Source organism: Chloroflexota bacterium, assembly GCA_016875875.1.
Taxonomy (GTDB): domain Bacteria; phylum Chloroflexota; class Dehalococcoidia; order GIF9; family UBA5629; genus 9FT-COMBO-48-23.
Genome location: VGOP01000002.1, coordinates 89,109 through 108,942, shown reverse-complemented (window position 1 = coordinate 108,942; position 19,834 = coordinate 89,109). Strand labels below are relative to the sequence as shown.

Annotated in this window: 24 protein-coding genes; 13 read left to right on the top strand and 11 right to left on the bottom strand. The window is 49.2% G+C overall.

Features of this window, described 5'->3' with window-relative positions; all coding sequences use genetic code 11:
• Positions 1–17 precede the first annotated feature (17 nt).
• On the top strand, positions 18–266 hold the full coding sequence (locus tag FJ023_01970; protein MBM4446105.1) for a hypothetical protein: 249 nt from the start codon (positions 18–20) through the stop codon (positions 264–266).
• Between the two features lie 102 nt (positions 267–368).
• Here the strand turns inward: FJ023_01970 and FJ023_01965 are convergent, their stop codons facing one another.
• From FJ023_01965 to FJ023_01935, 7 genes are all read right to left on the bottom strand, one after another.
• On the bottom strand, positions 369–1,196 hold the full coding sequence (locus FJ023_01965; GenBank protein MBM4446104.1) for an amidohydrolase: 828 nt from the start codon (positions 1,194–1,196) through the stop codon (positions 369–371).
• Between the two features lie 167 nt (positions 1,197–1,363).
• Positions 1,364–1,858: an isoprenylcysteine carboxylmethyltransferase family protein gene (locus FJ023_01960; GenBank protein MBM4446103.1), complete on the bottom strand. Its 495-nt coding sequence runs from the start codon at positions 1,856–1,858 to the stop codon at positions 1,364–1,366.
• 154 nt (positions 1,859–2,012) lie between these two features.
• The gene (locus tag FJ023_01955) at positions 2,013–3,209 is read right to left on the bottom strand and encodes a DUF4872 domain-containing protein (GenBank protein ID MBM4446102.1); all 1,197 of its coding nucleotides are present in this window, start codon (positions 3,207–3,209) and stop codon (positions 2,013–2,015) included.
• Positions 3,148–4,179: a hypothetical protein gene (locus FJ023_01950; GenBank protein ID MBM4446101.1), complete on the bottom strand. Its 1,032-nt coding sequence runs from the start codon at positions 4,177–4,179 to the stop codon at positions 3,148–3,150. Before FJ023_01950 ends, FJ023_01955 begins: the two co-directional genes overlap by 62 nt.
• Positions 4,180–4,206: 27 nt before the next feature.
• The gene (locus tag FJ023_01945) at positions 4,207–5,424 is read right to left on the bottom strand and encodes a saccharopine dehydrogenase (protein MBM4446100.1); all 1,218 of its coding nucleotides are present in this window, start codon (positions 5,422–5,424) and stop codon (positions 4,207–4,209) included.
• Positions 5,425–5,437: 13 nt separating this feature from the next.
• Positions 5,438–6,748 (bottom strand): ribulose 1,5-bisphosphate carboxylase, encoded by a 1,311-nt coding sequence (locus FJ023_01940; GenBank protein MBM4446099.1) that lies wholly within the window; start codon positions 6,746–6,748, stop codon positions 5,438–5,440.
• Positions 6,749–6,760: 12 nt separating this feature from the next.
• A complete protein-coding gene (locus FJ023_01935) occupies positions 6,761–8,302 on the bottom strand; it encodes a hypothetical protein (protein MBM4446098.1) in 1,542 nt (513 codons plus the stop codon).
• A gap of 281 nt (positions 8,303–8,583) precedes the next feature.
• Here FJ023_01935 and FJ023_01930 point away from each other — a divergent pair, with 281 nt between their 5' ends.
• From FJ023_01930 to FJ023_01900, 7 genes are all read left to right on the top strand, one after another.
• Complete coding sequence (locus tag FJ023_01930; GenBank protein ID MBM4446097.1) at positions 8,584–8,955, top strand: winged helix-turn-helix transcriptional regulator; 372 nt, start codon at positions 8,584–8,586, stop codon at positions 8,953–8,955.
• Positions 8,956–8,981: 26 nt separating this feature from the next.
• Complete coding sequence (locus FJ023_01925) at positions 8,982–9,164, top strand: hypothetical protein (GenBank protein ID MBM4446096.1); 183 nt, start codon at positions 8,982–8,984, stop codon at positions 9,162–9,164.
• Between the two features lie 246 nt (positions 9,165–9,410).
• Entirely contained in the window at positions 9,411–9,887 is a 477-nt protein-coding gene (locus FJ023_01920) for a hypothetical protein (GenBank protein MBM4446095.1), read from the top strand.
• Between the two features lie 29 nt (positions 9,888–9,916).
• Positions 9,917–10,147, top strand: coding sequence for a sulfurtransferase TusA family protein (locus FJ023_01915; protein MBM4446094.1), 231 nt, complete (start codon positions 9,917–9,919; stop codon positions 10,145–10,147).
• Positions 10,144–10,764 carry a hypothetical protein gene (locus FJ023_01910; protein MBM4446093.1) on the top strand — a complete coding sequence of 207 codons (621 nt, stop codon included), beginning with the start codon at positions 10,144–10,146 and terminating at the stop codon, positions 10,762–10,764. The genes FJ023_01915 and FJ023_01910 overlap by 4 nt, the downstream gene beginning before the upstream one ends.
• 4 nt (positions 10,765–10,768) lie before the next feature.
• On the top strand, positions 10,769–12,046 hold the full coding sequence (locus FJ023_01905; GenBank protein ID MBM4446092.1) for a (Fe-S)-binding protein: 1,278 nt from the start codon (positions 10,769–10,771) through the stop codon (positions 12,044–12,046).
• A gap of 44 nt (positions 12,047–12,090) precedes the next feature.
• Complete coding sequence (locus FJ023_01900) at positions 12,091–12,270, top strand: zinc ribbon domain-containing protein (protein ID MBM4446091.1); 180 nt, start codon at positions 12,091–12,093, stop codon at positions 12,268–12,270.
• A gap of 39 nt (positions 12,271–12,309) precedes the next feature.
• Here the strand turns inward: FJ023_01900 and FJ023_01895 are convergent, their stop codons facing one another.
• Genes FJ023_01895 through FJ023_01885 form a run of 3 tightly spaced genes read right to left on the bottom strand, consistent with a single transcriptional unit; the run spans position 12,310 to position 13,631 of the window.
• The gene (locus FJ023_01895) at positions 12,310–12,783 is read right to left on the bottom strand and encodes a redoxin domain-containing protein (protein MBM4446090.1); all 474 of its coding nucleotides are present in this window, start codon (positions 12,781–12,783) and stop codon (positions 12,310–12,312) included.
• Between the two features lie 57 nt (positions 12,784–12,840).
• Entirely contained in the window at positions 12,841–13,353 is a 513-nt protein-coding gene (locus tag FJ023_01890; GenBank protein ID MBM4446089.1) for a ferredoxin:glutaredoxin reductase, read from the bottom strand.
• Entirely contained in the window at positions 13,350–13,631 is a 282-nt protein-coding gene (locus FJ023_01885; protein ID MBM4446088.1) for a glutaredoxin family protein, read from the bottom strand. The genes FJ023_01890 and FJ023_01885 overlap by 4 nt, the downstream gene beginning before the upstream one ends.
• A 229-nt stretch (positions 13,632–13,860) precedes the next feature.
• Between FJ023_01885 and FJ023_01880 the strand changes: the two genes are divergently transcribed.
• From FJ023_01880 to FJ023_01870, 3 genes are all read left to right on the top strand, one after another.
• Positions 13,861–14,991, top strand: a complete 1,131-nt coding sequence (locus FJ023_01880; protein ID MBM4446087.1) for a hypothetical protein — start codon at positions 13,861–13,863, stop codon at positions 14,989–14,991.
• Positions 14,992–15,189: 198 nt separating this feature from the next.
• Entirely contained in the window at positions 15,190–16,062 is an 873-nt protein-coding gene (locus tag FJ023_01875; protein MBM4446086.1) for a universal stress protein, read from the top strand.
• Position 16,063: 1 nt separating this feature from the next.
• Positions 16,064–17,020, top strand: a complete 957-nt coding sequence (locus FJ023_01870) for an abhydrolase domain-containing 18 (GenBank protein MBM4446085.1) — start codon at positions 16,064–16,066, stop codon at positions 17,018–17,020.
• Between the two features lie 178 nt (positions 17,021–17,198).
• Here the strand turns inward: FJ023_01870 and FJ023_01865 are convergent, their stop codons facing one another.
• Positions 17,199–17,510 carry a hypothetical protein gene (locus FJ023_01865; protein MBM4446084.1) on the bottom strand — a complete coding sequence of 104 codons (312 nt, stop codon included), beginning with the start codon at positions 17,508–17,510 and terminating at the stop codon, positions 17,199–17,201.
• A gap of 184 nt (positions 17,511–17,694) precedes the next feature.
• Between FJ023_01865 and FJ023_01860 the strand changes: the two genes are divergently transcribed.
• Together FJ023_01860 and FJ023_01855 are read left to right on the top strand one after the other, a co-directional pair.
• Positions 17,695–19,170 (top strand): hypothetical protein, encoded by a 1,476-nt coding sequence (locus FJ023_01860; GenBank protein MBM4446083.1) that lies wholly within the window; start codon positions 17,695–17,697, stop codon positions 19,168–19,170.
• 189 nt (positions 19,171–19,359) lie between these two features.
• Entirely contained in the window at positions 19,360–19,800 is a 441-nt protein-coding gene (locus tag FJ023_01855) for a DUF1616 domain-containing protein (protein ID MBM4446082.1), read from the top strand.
• Positions 19,801–19,834 lie beyond the last annotated feature (34 nt).

The window sequence follows — 19,834 nt, the reverse complement described above, 5'->3', positions numbered from 1 at the left end:
AAAGGAGGCATTAAGACATGGACCCGGTAACCACAACTAACTTTGTGCTATGCATCGTAATACTTGCCTTAGGCATCTGGGCTTACGCTAAGAAGAAGTACGATGTGCCGCTTTATATCGGCATAGCTTTCGGCCTTTTTGCCATCTCTCATCTTATGACACTCCTTGGGCTCGCCGCAGGCCTGACCATCTTTCTTATCACAATAAGACTGATAGCCTACCTGCTAGTCGTGTTCGCTCTGTACAGAATATTGGTCAAAAAATAGGCTGAGACGGATAGCTGGAAGATTCTGCAGGGGCTGGCTCCAAACCAGCCGATACAATGTGTGCTGTGTGAGAGCGAAACTAAGCCCGCGGGAACTTATTTCTTACTGAAGCCCATATACGCGTTTTGCATTCTCGCAAAGGAACAGCTTCTTTACCTCGTCGTCCAGTCCGAGCGCATCCAAATCCTTTAAGCACATGGCTGCAGTAATCATGGGATAATTGGTGCCGAAAAGGACTTTCTTCTGCCCGTTCTTTTTCAAGTAGTCTACGAATTCCTTTGGGTAGCGTTTGGCAGTATAGGCCGAGGTATCAATATAGACATTCGGATGTTTCGTTGCCACGGCAATCATCTCCACCGTCCAGGGATATCCGATGTGCCCCCCAACGATCCTAAGCTCAGGAAATTCAATGGCGACCTCATCGATATATGGTATCGGCCGTCCCGGCTCAGAAGGGCAGAGGGGACCAGTATGTCCCACCTGAAAACAGAATGGAACGCCGAGTTCTGTGCATTCTGCGTACAGAGGATAATAGTGCCTGTCAGTGGGGGGCAAATTCCAAAGCCACTGGACAATTCTCAAACCCTTGAAACCGAGTTCACGCACACAGCGCCTCAGCTCTCGAATTCCGTCCATAGGCCTATACAAATCAACCGACCCGATGCCAACAAAACGGTCAGGATGCTTCTTGACAAGGGTAGCCACTTCATCGTTTGAGATAAGCGGCCCCTGGGGACCCCACCAGGCACATATCAAGCCCAATCCAACGTCTGCCTCATCCATGGCAGCTATGGTGGTCTCTACCGGAATCTCCTCGGTTAGTTCTTCCGTCCCCGTCCATCTCCGAAGGGAATCGAACATGGGGTGATTTAAGAACTTCAGGTTTGGGTGCTGCATCCAAGCATCAATAATCCCATAATCTTTAGCCATGATATCCTCCCATGTTTTATTTTGGAAATTTTTCAGGTCGCACTCTTAATGACAGAAATTGTAGCCTTAATTGTAGCTTAATGATGGGGGTGATACAACACACTAAACGTCGGCCTGGGTTTATTTAATTAAAGCGCTAGCCTATTCAAGAATCTTCCCGATGCCTGTCACCTATTTTTACTGGCACGCTCCACCCGGGGAATCCACCTGGGCACAACCTTACAATACTCCCCGTATGTGGCTCCAAACTTCTTCCTCAAGTTCGGCTCTTCATAATAGACAACAAAAAGATGGGAAGCCAACCATAAGAATGCAGTGTAGGCAAGCAAGGTCAGTGACATAAAGAAAATTGCTTCGCCGAGAAGCACAAGTAGAACTCCGGTGTACATCGGATTTCTGTTCACCTGATACAGCCGCCTCGATACCAGCGATTTGGGAGGTGCAATCGGTGCCGGAGTACCTTTGCCGGCAAAAGCGAAGTCCCAGGCAGTCCAAAAATAGAGGGCGGCACCAAGAGCAATCAGAGCAAGTCCGATGAACCTGGAGTTTCCAATATCATAAGTCCATTCAAGGCCAGATGTCAGCAGCAGGTAGGGCACCAGGACAGTCACGGAGCCGGGTACCAGTATGGTAAAGATTACAGTTCCAAAAACAGCTGGCATGGCTTTTTGTGCAGCTATCTTAATTGAAGTGACGATATAATCTCAACTGCACTGCTCAAAAATTTAAATTCAAAGTATTCGTAATTTAGAATTTCCTCAAATATACGGCCAGACTTTCAAAGCTTGCCCTTTCACAGAGAGGAGTTTTCTGGTTCTACTGTGCAATAACGCTGCTCAGTTTCTGAAATGCCTGGCTTTCTACGTCATGGCATCTCAAAATGCTTCTCTGCACATCAGATAGAAACGTGGGCGGTTTCTCCAGGTCTTCAACAGCCTTTGCCATTAGACCGTCAAGCTCCTGGTTAATTCTTGCCATGCCATCCAGTACGCCTGGTTCTTGCTCCTCAAAGAGCTGGTTCTTCTCAACGATTAGCTGCCTCATCCTTTTGAGATTGGGCCAAGAATCGGGCATAAACCCCGAGGCAATCTGCCCCCAGATTTCCGCCGACTGGCGCACTATCTCCGCCACTTCCTTGAGAGCCGGCTTGCCGACAATTAAGCTGGCCTCTTCGAGAAATCTGGCATACATGGAGCGAAAGGCACTTCCCCCAGTGCCAGCTATCCCAATATACATGAAGCCGTTCATCAGAGCACCTAATAGATTCAAGTCCTTGAATTGCTCCGGCCACTTTACCACCAGCTCAGCCCATTTCTGCATGCCAGCAAGACCGATATTCTTTATCGGTGGCTTCAGCATGTTGTGACAGCAATCGAGTATGCCATCCTTAATACCTGTGCTTAAATCGCCGATTTGCGCTGGATACTTTATCTTCAACAGCCGATGTTTCGGGGCAAAAGGAGGAAATTTTGAACTTCTCGCCCGGGCTAAGTCAGCCATGCTTACCGTTACCGGGTTTTTGCCTCGGTCGTAGATATGCACAATGTCCTTATCCTCATCCAGTCCAAAGACAACAACAACATGTCCGCCGAAATGGGCTTCCTCTGGAAGGGCGAAATATGGCAGGTAAGCCATGTCCAGATAAACGACTGCTGGCTCGCCGCCACGAAGCAAAGCCTTTAGCTCTTCGTATCCCTTGCCGGCACTGGCTGTCTCCATCATGGTTACCTCGGCACCGAGCCGCTTACAGATGGTTACGGCAAACTCGGCAACCTTACCGTTACGACCACCGATAAAAGGGTATGGCATCATCTTCATGTACCAGTAAATATAACCGATGCCACCACCCAGCCCCAGTAACATCTCCTCGGACAAATTAAGCCCATGATAGTCCAGCACCCGCTTCAAAGCAGTCGTCTCGCAATGTTTTCCTACGTACGGTTCGAATCCTTCAATCATCAACTTTTCTGGCATTTTGCTTCCTCCTGTATATTCCGAGCACTTCGTAGTCATCAGGAATGCAATGCTGTTTCGCTACCTGCGCCGGGTCAAATCCTGTAACCTGCCATTTTCCACCCCAGCCCATCTCTTTGGCCGCCAGAAAGAAATGTGCCATAGCGATGCCCACGTCAAGGCGATAATAGTGCTTGCCATCACGAACGGCACTGTATCTTCCTTTGGCATCTGCCACAGCTATGACTTTCTCTCCGGTTACCAAAAAGCGCCACGGTTGGGTATTGGCCCACGATGGAGCCAAACGGGCACATTCCAGAGTTTCAAGAAGTTCCTTATCTTCAGTCCTAAGCGGCTCGCCCCATTCAGAGCTAAAAGCTATCTGCTCCAGCGGCTTCCTACGCCCGAAATTCATCGCCCCCAGCTCGAACAGGTCATGCGTAAGCCGACCGTAAAGTGAGGTATCTGGATGACCGAGCGGCGTCAAGGCGATGACACGCTCATCTCTCTCCAACCCCAAGAAACCACCAATACGCTCCTCGGTGAACAAGCCACCAATCCAGCAGGTGCCCAAGCCCTGCTGGGTAGCAAAGAGTATCATCTGCTCCATCCGGAAGCCCATGTTCAACATAAACAACGGCTTATCCTCTGATGTGGCTATGATGAAGTGCGGTGACGAGCCGAAAAGCAACCGTGCCCCGGTGAAGAACAGCATCCGTTCAGCCACTGACTTGCCTTCCCTGACAAGATGAAAGCGGATTCGGATACCACCATCCAGAGCTACAGAGTTCGCACCAGAGCCGACCACAGCCTGCAGAACTTCTTCCGGGACAGGCCGTGACTGGTAATGACGCACGCTGATACGATGGCATATGGCTTCACGGATATTCATTGGTTCACCTCTCTGAGAGACAACAATAATATGGTGAATGGAGAGTGCTTGGCGACAGTCTACTTTCCAATATAGTTGCGACCTTTTTAAGGTCGCATTGGGCGAGGCTAAAGCCTCGCCCCTACATTGACAGACCATCTCCGCAACACCAGGTAATCAAGTTAGCTAGCTAAGCAGGTTCACCTTCTGCGACTTGCCATTTTTGTCTATATGTTCGATGCTGATAGGAAAGCCTCTACCGGCAGCAGCTTTCACTTTGGTCTTGGCAAGCTCAAGCAGGTCCATGGGATTGACGCAGGCTTCAGGCGGAAGCACACCCTTCTCTTTGATCTTTCCTGTAGCCATGAGTATGGCACCTATCGCCGCCGGTATACCTGTGCCTTCACCCATGCCCTGCCCTCGCGAAGACATCGAGAAAATATACGTGTTCTTCCCGCCATCCTTGTACCCTTTGACCACAATTTTCAAACAACCCATCGGCTGGTTAATCTTAGCCTCTTTCAGCAGCCTCTGCCGCTGGGAAAGTATATAGCTTACAGCAAACTCCAGAGGAATAACATTGTGACCCTGTACCTCAATGGGTTTCTCATCCGTGATACCCAGCCTTACCATCCCCTTTATCAGCTCGGCATAAGCCGGCGGCAGTACCAGCCCTAGATTTGTCACCCTCTTTACACCCTTTAAATACTTCGGCAGAGTTATAGTCTCAGGATGCGGATAGCTATAGACGCTGTATTTACCGACATCTTGAAATTCAGTCTCCTCCTCCAAGGCCTTTCCGCTGTCCTCAAAGAGATTCACCGTGGTAAACTTGCCACCAAGGAACATTGGTATATCTATCTTCATGGAGTGAATCCTGTGCTTCACCACCGCCGGACCTTCAATCTTCTCGCCGCCATGGGCATGATATATGTCCACCGCCTCAACTTGGTCGAGCAGAGAATCAGCACAGAACCTGACCAGAACATTGGCCACGCCGGGCGAACTCCCCATTCCGATGAGTGCTGAAACACCAACTTTCTTCGCCTTATCATCCATGGCCAGAATCTTCTCCGTGGCATCAAAATCATCGCAGACATCGACATAATTGATTTTGGCTTCTATCACGGCTTTCAGTATGCTGGGGCCGTACTTGTAGAACGGCCCAACGCAGTTCAGGACAACCGATGAGCCGCCAATCGCCCTCTTTATGCTCTGGGGATTTTCGGCATCAACTTCCACGGCGGAAACTTTACATCCTTTGAGCCTTCCGACTAGCTTTCTTGCTACCGCAACATTAATGTCAGCGACAACTACTTCGGAGAACACGCCGCTTGAAGCCAGCGTGTCACTGGCTATGCTGCCGACCGCCCCACAGCCACCTAAAACTGTAACCTTAGACATTTGCTTACTCCTTTCAAATCCTAATGCCTTTGCTGAACGGGTCTACCCATTCCTTAAGGGAAATCGCCAATTCCTTATGGTCCTTGGCATATTCCGCCAGTGGAACGCCCTGCATAGTGGCATCGATCGCCTGACGGAACGCCTTGCCACCAGCGATAGGACCCTGAGGATGCGCATGAATGCCGCCTCCAGAGCCTATGACGATATCATTGCCCAAAGCCATCATCACCTGTGGCACCATGGACGGCGTAATTCCGCCAGATGCCATAGGTAACGTCGGCTTCAGGTTGTACAACGGGAATGACAGGTTTCTAGCAGCGTTTTTGAACTTATAATCAATCACCGGCGCTTTCCCGTAGGGGGCAGGAATAACAACAACATCAGCACCGGCCAGCCGAGGCAGCTTGCCCAGTACAAGATGAGAACTCATGCCATGCCAGGGCGACATATAGAAGGCGCCGGCAACATCCATGTGGGCAAGGATAGGAACATTTATTTTCGGATCATCGGCCAGCGCCTGCATAACCGGAAAGCCGACGGCGAGGTAGTTTATCATAAGCGCATTGCAGCCCAATTCCACAGCGCGCTTGGCATTTTCAAAGACCTTGGGGATGGCATCCGTTACGTTCACGGTATATAGAGTGCGTTCACCTGTTTCCTCATAGACCTGCTTCTCAATCTTCATATAGCTCTTAACACGCTCAAGCGCTGAATTGAATGAAGCATCGGCTATCAACTCATCGTCCTTAACAATGTCACAGCCACCAGCCGCTGCCTTCCGGAACAACTCAGCTCCAACCTCACATGTATAACCCGTGCACGGCTTTATCATGTTGTTAAGAAGGGGACGTTTTTCCACGCCTAACACTTTCCTCACACCTTCAATGCCGAACTTCGGTCCCTTGAAACCAGCAACATATTTCTCAGGGAAACGAATATCTACCAACTTTATGTCGCCACCCATAGAAATGTTGCCCACCACTGTAGTCAGCAGCATGGGTATCTGCTCGCCGATGTTAACCTCCGGATAAGCCACCTGCACAAACCACTTCCTGTCTTGTAGATTGGGAGGTACGGTGGATTCGTAGTCGGGCATCTCGTAGACGCCGATCACCTTGGCGATATGCTGGCAACGAACCTCTGGAGTCTCACCGGGCACGGGCACCCAGGTGCCTGTGCTCTGCTCCACAGCCAGCATGGGAGCTATCAGTGGCACGGGGAGCGCTGCCGGGTAGGAAACCAAATACGTGCCGATAACATATTCATCGTAATCCACGCCATCCGGCAGAGCTATGGGAAGACCTAGAATCTCTTCTCTATCCATATTAGCACCTCCTTACAATGTTGCTTTATCAAATCTCTCCTTGTTCAGCTTTCTATAGAAATTCCGCAGGCTACCATACACTTCTTGATATGAATGAAACAGCGAGTCGTAAATCTCCGAATTCTCCGGCTGCGGCTCATAAGCTCTATCTACCTTGACCACCTTTCTCAGAGACTCAAAATCTGGGTATATACCGAGGCCAACAGCAGCTACCAGCGCTGCTCCTACCGCTCCAGCTTCTTGAGGGTCGCAAACGGTTTCAATTTTCCTTTGAGTTACATCAGCCATAATCTGCATCCACGGTTTCCCCTTTGCCCCACCACCTATGACTCTGAGCTGCGGCAATGGAAATTTGAATTCTCTCTCCACGATTTGTACGATCCACCTTATGTTGTAGGCCACACCTTCGTAGACAGCCCGCAGCAAGTCCTCACGGCTATGTTCAGCGCTCAAATTGAGAAAGGCGGCACGGACATAACAATCATCTATAGGAGCCCTTTCGCCGTAAATCCAGGGGGTGAAGAGCAGGTAATTGGAGCCCGGTGGAATTCTGGCAACCTCATCATCCATAAGGGCATAGACACTGGGGATATTCGGGTCCTTTTTCTCAGCCTTGTAGAACTCGTCGGCAATCCACTGCAGACAGGCGCCGGCAGTCTCGGATTCAGCAAATAGCAACGCCTTGCCCGGGTCCGCCGAATGAATCGTGGCAGCACCACATTTGCCCTGCGGTGTTCGTTCTGTGACCACACCCACCCAGCCAGACGTCCCCAGATAGATATGTCCTTCGCCTTCACCGACGGCACCAGAGCCTACCGCGGCACACGAAGCATCTCCAGAACCGGCGATTACTGGCGTACCCTGTAGGAGCCCATATTCCTTGGCTGCCTCTGGCGTAAGTTCGCCGACCTTGTCTATCGACCGAACCAGAGGCGGAAACTTCTCAGAGTCAAGACCGACATAGCGAAAAATACCATTAAGCCATGTCTTCTTTTTCAGGTCAATTCCAAAGACAGAGCCGCCGGTCCATTCCATGACCATGTTGCCCGTGCTGCGATAGAAAAGATAACCGGCGACATCGAGAAAACAGCTCATCATGTTATAAATCTCGGGCTCTTCACCTTTGAGCCAGAGCAGCTTAGGTAAACCATCCTTACCACCTAAAGTAGCGCCGGCAATTAGGGCAAAAACACGGGGGCCCAAGAATTTTCTCATCAGCCGCTCCGCCTGCTCACCAGCCCTGTTGTCAAGCCAGATTATGGCACGTCTCAGCGGCCCTTTTCGCGAATCCATGGGGATTATGCCGAGCATCTGCGTGCTGTAAGTAATACATAACACATCCTTGGGTGAAACACCGGTTTGTTCCAGTAGAAGCCTCGTCGTCCGAGTCACTGCGTTCCACCAATCTACAGGTTCCTGCTCCGCCCAGCCCGGCTTGGGATAGTAGGTCTTGTAGGGCTCAAAGCACTTGCCGTGGACATGTCCTTCAATATCCACCAGAACTGCCTTATTGCCGCTGGTGCCCACATCATGGGCGATTATGTACTTGGCCATTATCCACCTCGAGCGCTTATTATACCACCTTTAGGATTTGGGGCGAATACGCAGCTGCTACAATGTAGGGACAGACCTTCAGGTCTGTCCGTGAAATTATAAACGGGCGTCTCGGACAGGGCTAAAGCCCAGTCCGTACATTTACCCACTTGTCATCGCGAGTCCCGATGCAATCGTGACGTGGCGATCTCGGTGCGTTAAAAGGACCGGAGAGAAGGCTCGCAAAGACATGAAAACAAGCCAGACTTGACAATGCAGTCATAATATGATAATATTTCAATATACATATATTTATATTAACAACAAAGGAAGGTGTATTGCTAGTGAGACATAACCCTGAGCTCTACAATCTAAAGGCGGAATTGTGCAAGACATTCGCTGACCCGAAGAGGCTCATCATCATCGATGAGCTGCGTGAGGGCGAGAGGACAGTAGGCGAGCTAGCCCGTGTGGTGGAGCTGCCTCAAGCGGTTGTCTCCCGGCACCTCGCCATTCTCCGCGACAGAGGTGTGGTGCAACACCGCCGTGAAGGAACAAGTGTTTACTACAGCCTGAGCGACCCGAAAATAGGCGATGCCTGTGACATGGTACATCAAATACTTCTCGACCAGATAGAAAAGAACAAACAGTTAGCCGAGAGATTAGTAGCTTAATTCTAAAGCAGAAAAGGAGATACAAAATGCCAGCGCAAGAATACGGATGTAACGACTGCAGAATTACATTCGCCAAACCAAAGCCAGAAAATCTGAAAGATAAAGAGAATGTGAAATGTCCCCGCTGCGAAAGCGGCAATGTCGAGAAATTCGATAGCCCCGCCGATAAGTTCAGATTCTTCACCAGGTTCGCATTCAGCGGCGGCTGAGGCTAGAACGGCCGAGGCCGTGAGCCTCGTTTATGGGATTGGACACAACAAGAGGTCACAGTTATCAGAATAAATACAAAGCAGCCAGCTCATACTGCAAAGGAGGTGCCAGCGGACAGGTTCAAAGACGGTTCCAGCCTAGCTTAAGGGGGCCTGTAGCTCCTACCTGTGGCATAGCAGGTACTCGCAACCTGGAGCATGCCACGTTCAACACACAAGAATTAATAATGAAATAGGAGGAAAGAAATGGCAAAAGATGATGCAGTAACCATGATTATAATTAGTGGCGACATGGATAAAGTCTTTGCTGCCTTCAGTATCGCCATTGGGGCTGCCGCAGCCGGCAAGGAAACTAACATGTTTTTCACCTTCTGGGGTATAAAGGCCATCCAGAAGGGGAACTTTACAGGCCAGGGCCTCTTTGGCCGCATGATGGGCCTCCTGAACCGGGGTGGCATCAATCGCATCGGCCCTTCCCGCTTCAATTTCGGCGGCATCGGCCGGTGGATGTTCAAACGGATGATGAAGTCACATAAAATAACACCCCTGGAAGAACTTCGGCAGACCGCTATTGATCTGGGAGTTAAGCTCCTGCCCTGTGAGACGAGCATGCAGGTCATGGAGATAAAACGGGAGGACCTGATTGACGAGGTCGAAGACTCATGTGGAGTGGCCACCATGTTAGAGATGGCTTTCCACTCCAAAGTAACGTTATTCATATGACGCATAAGGAGGCAACAATGCCACAAGACATAAAGGCAGACCAAAAACTGAATTTGGAGGGACTGCTCTGCCCCATTCCAATAGTCAAGGTTAGTCAGGCGATAAAGAGTCTGCCCGTCGGCGGCGTACTGAAGGCCACAGCTACTGACCCAGGTGTGCTTGCCGACATACCTGCCTGGGCTAAGAGCACCGGCAACGAGGTCCTGGCTATGGAACGAGAGGGCAAGGTTATCACCTTCTTCATAAAGAAGCTGAAATGAGCACATTGGACACGGTAGCCGCAGGGGTGGTGCTTATCGGCGCCGTTATCTTTATAGCAGGCGTAATAGCCATTCTGGTGATTTCACAACGCCGACCTTACAACGCCGAACTGGCACCGATCAAAGGCTCGCCAGCTCAGGGAGTGCTATGGGCCTTCACCCTGGGTCTGGCCCCTTGGGGCAAGGAGAGTGCCCGCATACACTGGATATCATACATCCGCGGCGTTATCTTTCACCTGTGCATTTTCGCTGGTGCAGCTTACCTGATAGCTACTCCCTGGCTGGCTCAAATGCCCGAACCATTACGCCTCTCCCTGGCAGCCCTATTCGGCATAGGCGCCCTTTTGGGATTAGCAGGCTTCTGGATTCGTATTGCAGACCCAACCATGCGACTCCTCAGCACGCCTGACGACTATTTTGCCCTGGCACTGACCACGCTGTTTCTGGTATCCGCAGCCATATCGGCCTACGCAATAAAGTATCTGCCAGCCTTCTGGGCTACCTCGGGCATCACCATGGCCTATGTTCCCTTCGGCAAGCTCCGGCACTTCATATACTTCTTCTACGAACGCGTCTTTTTAGGCTTGGTTTTTGGACGCCGCAGTGTATTGGAATAAGAATATGACACGCACAGCAATCGCCGAACAAAACAAGATGGCTCTGGCCAGGGAAATGCTTAGCAACCTGGTTGACCGCAGAGTGTTGACTGCCCTGGAGGTCTGTGTCCACTGCGGCATCTGTACCGAGAGCTGTCACTACTACCGGTCTAACCCCAAGGCAGAGCACACTCCCTATTACCGCGCTGAGCAAGTCCGCCGTTTGTATCGCCAACTCTTCGACCCCATTGCCCGTGCCTTTCCTTGGTGGTTCGGCGCCAAAGCAACAGCGGATGAGGCTTTATACAAACTTGCAGAGATAGCCTTTGCCAATTGTACCTTATGTCACCGTTGTACCTTCGAATGTCCTTTCGGCGTAGAGACAGCCGAGATCATGCGGGTGATGAGGTCAGTGACTACCGCAACTGGACACGGCCCTGAGATGCTCAGCGAGATAGCAGGTGCCGCCATCGCCAAGGAAGAGAATGCTGACCTCTTCCGTGAAATATTCTTAGAACAGGTGAAGGAGCTAGAGAAGGAAGTGCAGGACCGCTTGGGCAGCTCCAAAGCCAAGATACCGGTGGATAAGAAAGGAGCCCGCTTCCTCTACGTGCCTCTGGCCGGAGCCCATACCATTATCCCACAGGCGATAATCTTTAACTTAGCCAAAGAATCGTGGACTCTGAGCATGTTTGACACGGCCAACTACGCCGTTTTCCTGGGCGATACCGCCAAAGCTAAGCGCATTGCTCAACGCATCATCAAAGAAGCCGAGACGCTGAAAGTACAGGAAATGATTATCACGGAATGCGGCCATGGCTACACCGCAATGCGATGGGAAGTCCCCAAGTGGTTTGGCCGTCCTTTGCCCTTCGGAGTACGCAATATAATCGAAGTGCTAGATGAATATATGCGAGATGGTGTGCTGCAAGCTAACCCCTCCACAAATGGCGAGCCGGTCACCTACCACGACTCCTGCAACCTAGGGCGCAAGGGCGGCTTGCTTGAAGAACCGCGACGCGTGATTCGGGCCGTGGTCGGAGACTTTCGAGAGATGCTACCTAATCGGCTGCACAGCTTTTGCTGCGGCGCCGGAAGTGGCCTGGTGACAGTGCCAGAGTGGACTGATATTCGCCTTCAGGCTGGCAAGCTCAAGGCAGACCAGATTCGCCAGACCGGAGCTAAAATCGTTGTTACATCTTGCGATAACTGCCGCCATCAAATCGGAGAGCTAAGTGAGCATTACGGCTTGAATATCGAAGTAACCAGCATATCTGAGCTGACGGCCAAAGCCCTGGCTTAGCTACGGATAATGAGCATACTTATAAATCTAGGGAGAAACGAATCATGCCAATCTATGAATATGAGTGCCCAAACTGCGGCGAAAAGTTTGAAGCCCACCGCAAAATAGCTGACAGCGACAGCGAGGTAGAATGCCCTAAGTGCGGCAAAAAGCAGCCGCGTAGAATATTCTCCACCTTTGGCCTGGCTTCCCCAGGTAAATCCTGCATCAGCAGCCCGGGCTGAAGCGTCTCCCATTGAGGCAGTCTGCCTCACAGAACAAAATCAGCGCCCTTTAAGTACTGCTATTATTTCCTCGATATCCGGCAATTGACTCAATGGGTACACCTTGACAAACGAGACCTTGCCCTTTTCATCCAGGATTACATTGGCTCTCTCTGAGAAACCTTCTTTTTCCCTGAACAGCCCGTAAAGTCTGGCAACATGGCCATGAGGCCAGAAATCTGATAGCAGACGCAGGCTTTTTATTCCCAGGTGTTCCGCCCAAGCCTGCTTACACGGCACTGAGTCAATGCTCAAGCCTACAGGCACCGTATTCAGAGATGCAAAGGTGTCTTCATTTGCCTCCAGCGCTTGCATCTGCTTGGCGCATATGCTGGTCCAGGCTAGAGGATGAAGGGAAAGCAAAACCCGTTTCCCTTTCCGGCTTGATAAATCAAATTCTTTATTATCGTGGTCTTTAAGCACAAATTCCGGTACCGTCTCTGTCGCTTTCACAGGACTGGTTCTTTCCTTCATACTTCACCTCCCTCAGATTGACTTGATGGAAATGGTACAAGTTCCTTTCTATCACTGTCAGATAAATTTTTCGAACCTGTCTTTACTGGCTTTGCAGATGGGGCATGTTTCGGGAGGGTCGCTCCTGGCGCACAAATAGCCGCACACCTTACATCGCCACACTGGCAGAGACAATGACAGAACTCCGGCAGCCACTGGTTTTGGTGCCGCCTTCTTCCTATCGTCAGGCTTCGGCCGCCGTTCAGGTATGGATTTAATCTGCTTTTCCCCTTTTACCACCTCGGGCGACACATATAGACCGCAATAGCAGGTGCCGTACTCGCTTATGTCGGCGTCTCTGTAATCGCACGGGCAGATAATATCGATGTCATCCTGCCTGTTACCGGAAGCCAAACGGCAGGGACAAGCTTGGTAACCATACCGCTTCTGGTTTACAGACAGGCCGCGCACCAGCTCCCGGGTGAATTCCTTGTCCCGGTTCAGATGATATCCATCTGCCTCAGCCTCCCTATCAAGGCGTTCATGCAGCTTTACAACTTCCTCAGAGCTTATCGCTGTATCACCTGTCATGACTTTAATGTTTCCCTGATTTTGTTTTCATCGAAACCGACTATACATTTCTGGTCGTTTACTACCATTGTGGGAAAATTGCAGTCGGGATTCCAATGCGTTACTTCCTTCAACGCTCTATCCTTTTCACCACCCTGCAGCAAATCAACGTACTCGTAATCATATTCGATGCCCATACTCTCCAGTAACTCTCTTGTCTTCTTGCACCAAACGCAGGTGCTCAGGGCATACAGCATAACCTTACCCATATTTTTACCGGCAACATGTTCCACAGCCATTGTCTACACCTCCATACTGGCAAAACTTATTTTTGTTCTCAGGGATTCTGCTCGAAACCGTGACTTTTGTCAACTTTATTTTGCTACATGTTCGCCTTTGGGGGCAGTCGGATTATGATTCCAGTAAGCCGACGGATCCAGAAACTGGTATGTGGGGTAGGCATGCAACACAACTTCATAGTGCTACTTCGCAAGCGAATTGTCAATACCTTTGTGGTAGAATAGGAGTATGTGGAAAGACCGACTTAAGAGAATTCTCCGCTGGGGGTGGAGGGGAATCGAAGTTTGGGCCACACTCTCAGCAGTGGGGGTTACATCCTTGCTGAGAGCATTTCTTAAGGGAGTTGTGGCTGAGTGGTCGTGGTATGACAAACTCTTTTTGTTTGGAGGAATATTTTTACTCGTTTTAGGGATTCTAGCATTTCTCAGTCCACGGCTAAGACAATTGGTGGGGACAAGTGTCAAAACACAACAACAGGAACTACCCGAGCACAATGGCAGAGAGTTCTATCTTACAAGGGGTGAATTGGTCACAGTAAGGAAGAAAATGTCAACCGAGCTAAAGGGTGCAACTAAGATATGGATTGCAACTTGGATAGGGAGGTATTTTCTCACCGAAGAGCTTTTTAGTAAATATCATGTAGACAGGCTATTATTACTAGACCCTTATAGCCAATATGCCAAAATACATACAGGTATAACGGGGGCAGATGAGGATGTTTTTGTGAATAGCATCAACGATGTCGCTAAATTAGCCCAAAAAAGCGATACCATTGTGAGATTCGCAGATTTTCCTATTATGGACTTTGTGATGATTGTGGATAAAGAGTGTTTTAGAGACGAGAATAAGTTCACTGATGATGCTTGGATACGCGTGGAAACAGCAATACCATTCGGAGACCCTAATAATTGCCCGAATTTTGTAGTATATAACAAAGGCGAAGAGAATCAAGAGTGGTTCAAGGCGTTAGTAAAACATTATAATCTGTTGTGGGGTAAAGGCAGACCCGAACCAACACCACGCACTAGAACCGAGGTTTATCCAACTAGCGATAAACTCACTCTCGTTGTACGAGCTATTGCAGAAGCGCAGCAAATCACCCCTAAGAACAAGGATATAACTGTATATGTTAAGCCTGATAGTATGCTAAATAGTATGTACGCCGAGGAGTTAAGGGATATATTATTTAAGCTTCAAGATGAGAAGGCAATTATACTAAAAGAATTCCCCAATTGGATGTTGTCATCCCAAAAAACCACACAAGAAGGACTTAGCAAACAAATAGAAGCATATGCCGACCCATCGAAAAAGAATTTCATTGTAAGAACACTTAGTAAATTTGAGAAGTTACTGAAATGACAGAAAATCTCTATTTCTGGATTATGCACCTTTTGCCAAACTATCTCCATCAATCTGGGCTTAGCTTTACCTGCAGCACATCGTGCGGGAAAATTGCCAAAAGCTTCGCCTGAAGTTAATATATAGAAACAGCTAGAACCGATAGATGGTAACGCTTCCAGAGTTTATCGCCAGCACTAGGCAGGAGGTACAGACAAAATGTATAAAAAAATACTCGTCCCATTGGATGGTTCTGAACTGGCTGAGCAGGCTATTCCCTATGTTGAAAGTCTGGCCAGAAAATTGAACAGCGAGGTTGTCCTGATAACCGTCTGTTTGCCCGGTGACCCTCTGGAGCGGGCTCTGACGGAGTATATTGAAAGAAGAGCTGAGAAAATTCAGTCCCTGGGAATGAAAACGCGGTCACTATGTATCGAGGGTGAGCCTGCCGCCTCGATAATAAATTTTGCCGAGAAATACGATGTCAGTTTAATTGTAATCTCCACTCACGGTCGCACCGGTATCAGCCACTGGCCACTGGGAAGTATCGCCAGCAAAGTGGTGCAAAGGTCAAATATACCGGTATTTCTGGTGAGGTCGAGCTACCCCAAAAAGGCACCTGTCGGCAAGGAGCTAAGGAAGATTCTGGTAACACTCGACGGCTCGCAATTATCCGATGCTATCATACCTTACGTAGAGAAGTTAGCCAAAGCGATGGGCTGTGAAATAGACCTTCTCAGGGTCATCGAGCCGGTGAAGCTTCCTCAACTAGCCGCTTATAGAGACCGGGAGAAATACGAGAAAGACTACATGGCTAAGTTGGAGAGGGAAGCTGAGCGCTATTTAGACAAAAAGAAAGCTGCTGTGTCAGACAAAGGTATAAAGGTTAATGCGGCATTGCTGCAAGGGAAACCAGTTGAGACCATACTCCAATATACTGAAGACAAATCAGTTAGCCTGATAGCCCTGACAACCCATGGCTTTTCAGGCATAACCAAGTGGGCCTACGGCAGCGTTGCCTCCAGAATTGTTGAGGGTTCTACTAAGCCGGTCTTGCTGGTGCGCCCACCTCTCCCCACTTTGAAAGATTAATTTGGACAAAGGCGTGAACCCATATACCTATAAAAGTAACAAGCTACAGCCGAACTTGCATCTGAAAGAGACGACCTCACGTTGGCTGCGTTACGCAGTCGATTTCCCCACCGCCCACCCCACAAAATATGAAGAGAACAACACCGTCTTCGGGGAATACTTTCAACCAAGAAATACAGCCCGGGCTTCGCTGGCTATTCTAATTCACGGGATGGGAGACCGGAGCATAATCCCCTGTAGGTTTCTGGCACGAACTCTGGCAAAAAAGGGGATAGCCTCGTTCATTTTATATCTGGTCTTTCACTCCCGCCGCATGCCACAAGTTATAAGAAACCGACCTCACCTATTCTTTACCCCAGAGGAGTGGTTCGAAGGCTATCAGAACTCTGTAATCGAAATACGTCAGGTAGTAGACTGGGCAAGCGGCAGACCAGAGATAAACAAGGAACAAATAGCAGTTGTCGGCATAAGTCTTGGTGGATTTGCGTCAGCTATTGCCATGGGTGTTGACAAGCGCATAAAAGCAGGGGCGTTCCTAGTTGCCGGAGGAAATTCAGAGCGAATTGCCTGGGAGAGCAAAAGCGAAACCATCAGAAAAAGCCATATTTGCACCGAGGCGGAATGCCACAGAATTTACAGCCACTATCCGCAGTACCTTGCTGAGATAGCCGAGAAAGGGTTCGAGAACGTTGTCCCTGCCAAGGGATGCTTTCAAACAGACGCGATGACCTTCGCTCCATATCTCCGAGAACGTCCGGTATTGATGTTAAACGCTCTCTGGGATGAAGCTATACCCAAAAAGGCTACGCTCGATTTCTGGGAAGCTTGCCACAAGCCTTCTATCGTGTGGTTCCCAGGCACTCATGTCACCTTCTGGCTATGGTATCCACTCATCAAGCAGAAAATTACTGGTTTTCTCAGCTCAACTTTCGACATGTCCTACAAACCCCAGACGTGAGTTACCCAAATACACATGCCGCCCAATGCGAGACCATAGAGCAACCCCAACACCTCCTCTCTACCACCGAGGTCGCCACGTCACTAGCACTTCTCGCGATGACAGATAAATAGTTACGTAATTATCCCATTGGGGAACATACAGCATTACAGGTCTAAAGAGATAGACCCTATTTCGTCTATCTCTTTTTATTTTCTACCCAGTTCACAACTATGCTCACAGAAGTAATAACCAAGCCAACAAGAATCGGAACTAGCCACCCTTGTAGCCACAAACAAAGAGTGTACTTATCAGTTATCCTAATACGAAAATTTTCCCAAGAAGCAAACAAGAAGAATCCCCAAAATACAAGGTAAACTGCCCAACTTTCTAAGCTGTTCAATCTACGTTTTCGTGCCTCACTCAACGAAAAGAGTAGTACTGCTAGCGCTGGCAAGGCAGCAATAAGGGTATTTACTGCTGCCTTGATTGGTTCGGAAATTTCAAACATAATCTAACTCCTGTAGCTCATTATACTCTCAGGCGACTTTCGCCGCACGTGTATACGTTTGTCAAGAGGATAATAGCGAATAGTTATCTATGCCGAATTTGCCTCAAGTAAGCTTTGTTGCTACAATATGAGTCGCCTTTTTGAAGCAGACTCTAGAGCAGCAAGAGAAGCCAACTAACTCACCTTGAACAACGAATCAGTTGACCTAATAACAAAGCTCAAACTTTTGTTTGAACCTGACTCCATTGTCTTTCTGGGAGCCACTAACGACCCCAGAAAATGGGGATTCCGTATACTAGCCAATATTGTAAACGGTGGATTTAAAGGGAGAATATACCCGGTAAATCCCACCAAAGAAGAGATATTGGGACTAAAAGTATACAAGAGCGTTGGTGAAGTCCCCGAAACCCCCGACATGGCTGTCATTGTGATACCACCATCAGGTGTACCCGCAGTTTTGAGGGAATGTGCCACCAAGGGCATAAAAGTTGCATTAGTCATAACCGCTGGTTTTGCCGAGGTCGGAGCAGAAGGACAAAGACTCCAGCAAGAGATGGTCGAGATAGCCCGCAGCACTGGCCTGAGATTTATGGGGCCTAACTCCAATGGGCTCGTCAACCCCCATCACAGATTCTATCCCGAGATGCCACCCATTTTCCCTCACCCGGGTCCCATTTCCATAGTCTCCCAGAGTGGAAATATAGTCGGAACCATAATGCGCCTGGCGATAGAAAGTGGCTTCGGTTGTGCCAAGTGTATCAGCAGCGGCAATGAAGCAGACCTCCACTCCGATGACTACATTAGATACCTGGCAGAAGACCCACAGACCAAAGTCATACTTAGCTATATCGAAGGCTTCAAGGAAGGTTGCCAATTCTTTGAGACGGCTAAGGAGGTAAGCAAGAAAAGGCCCATCGTAATGCTCAAGGCCGGTGAAACGCCAGCCGGAACCATTGCTGCCAAGTCACATACCGCGTCCCTGGCCGGATCATACACCATATTTGACGCCATGTGCAAGCAATCCGGAATAATAAAGGTAACAAGCTTGGACGAGCTTGTTGATACCGGCATCGCCCTCCTGTGCCACCCGTTGCCACGAGGTCGAAGAGTTGGCATAGTCACCGCTGGCGGGGGGTGGGGAGTTCTAGCTGCCGATGCCTGTGCCAGATTAGGTCTCGAGGTCGTCTCTCTGCCTCCCGAGACCATCAGGGAGCTGGATAGCTTCATGCCAGCATGGTGGAACCGGGGTAACCCAGTTGACCTAGTAGCTGGCATCTTTGGAGACGCTGTACTCAGATGTGTTGAAGTAATTTTACGCTGTCCTGTAGTTGACGGAGTCATCATGTTGGGGCTAATGCCTGCCTTACCTTTAGAGCAGTTTGTGCTTGCTACCAAAGAAGATGAAAGAGAGCGCCTGCGGGAGGCACTCGTTTCAGGAATAGCTGGTATCTTTGACAAATTAAATGAAATGACCGACGAGTATAAGAAGCCCATCATTGTTGCCTCCGAGCCGATGGCCTTCAGTGCCAATCTGTCCAAAAGGATAATCCGTACCTTAGCAAGCAGGAACTCCATATGTTATGACATGCCACATAAGGCGGCTTCAGCTTTCGCTAACCTGGCAAAGTACAGCGAATATCTGAACCAGGATAGCAAATAACTACAACCGCAGACATAACCAACGATTGCAAGTCGGACAACACCCCATATATAATGGCACCAAATTTAGAATGCGACTTTGCAATCAGGAGTCACCATTTGCTATGGCTGTCATCAAGCTGCATATATCTACTGCAGTTACTTCTACCACTAAGCTACTTCTGAAAGTCAGCTTGCCTAACTGAATACCATGAGTAAACTGGATAAAGCCTTGTCTACTTTCCTGATTGTAGCCATAGTAGCTACGTTAAGTTCCATTATCTATATTGCGGTTACACCAAGTGAAGCTGAAAAGTTTACTGAATTCTACATCTTGGGTATAGAGGGCAAGGCTCAGGATTACCCAAAGCAAGCAATTTCAGGCGAGCCTGTTGACATAGTACTTGGTGTAGTGAACCACGAATATCAGCCAGCTAGCTACAGGGTGGACATAAAGATAGATGATATCGAAGCCAGCGAAGTAAATATAGGTACGCTGGTTGATCAGCAAAAATGGGAGGAGAAGGTGAGTTTCACTCCGCAGATAGTTGGCGAAAGACAAAGGGTCGATTTTTATCTATATAAAAACGGCGAAAATGAGCCCTGTTTGAAGGAGCCACTCAGACTTTATATTGATGTCATTTCACCGTAGCGGTCTGTTAGCCATGTGTACAAGGATGGCTTTT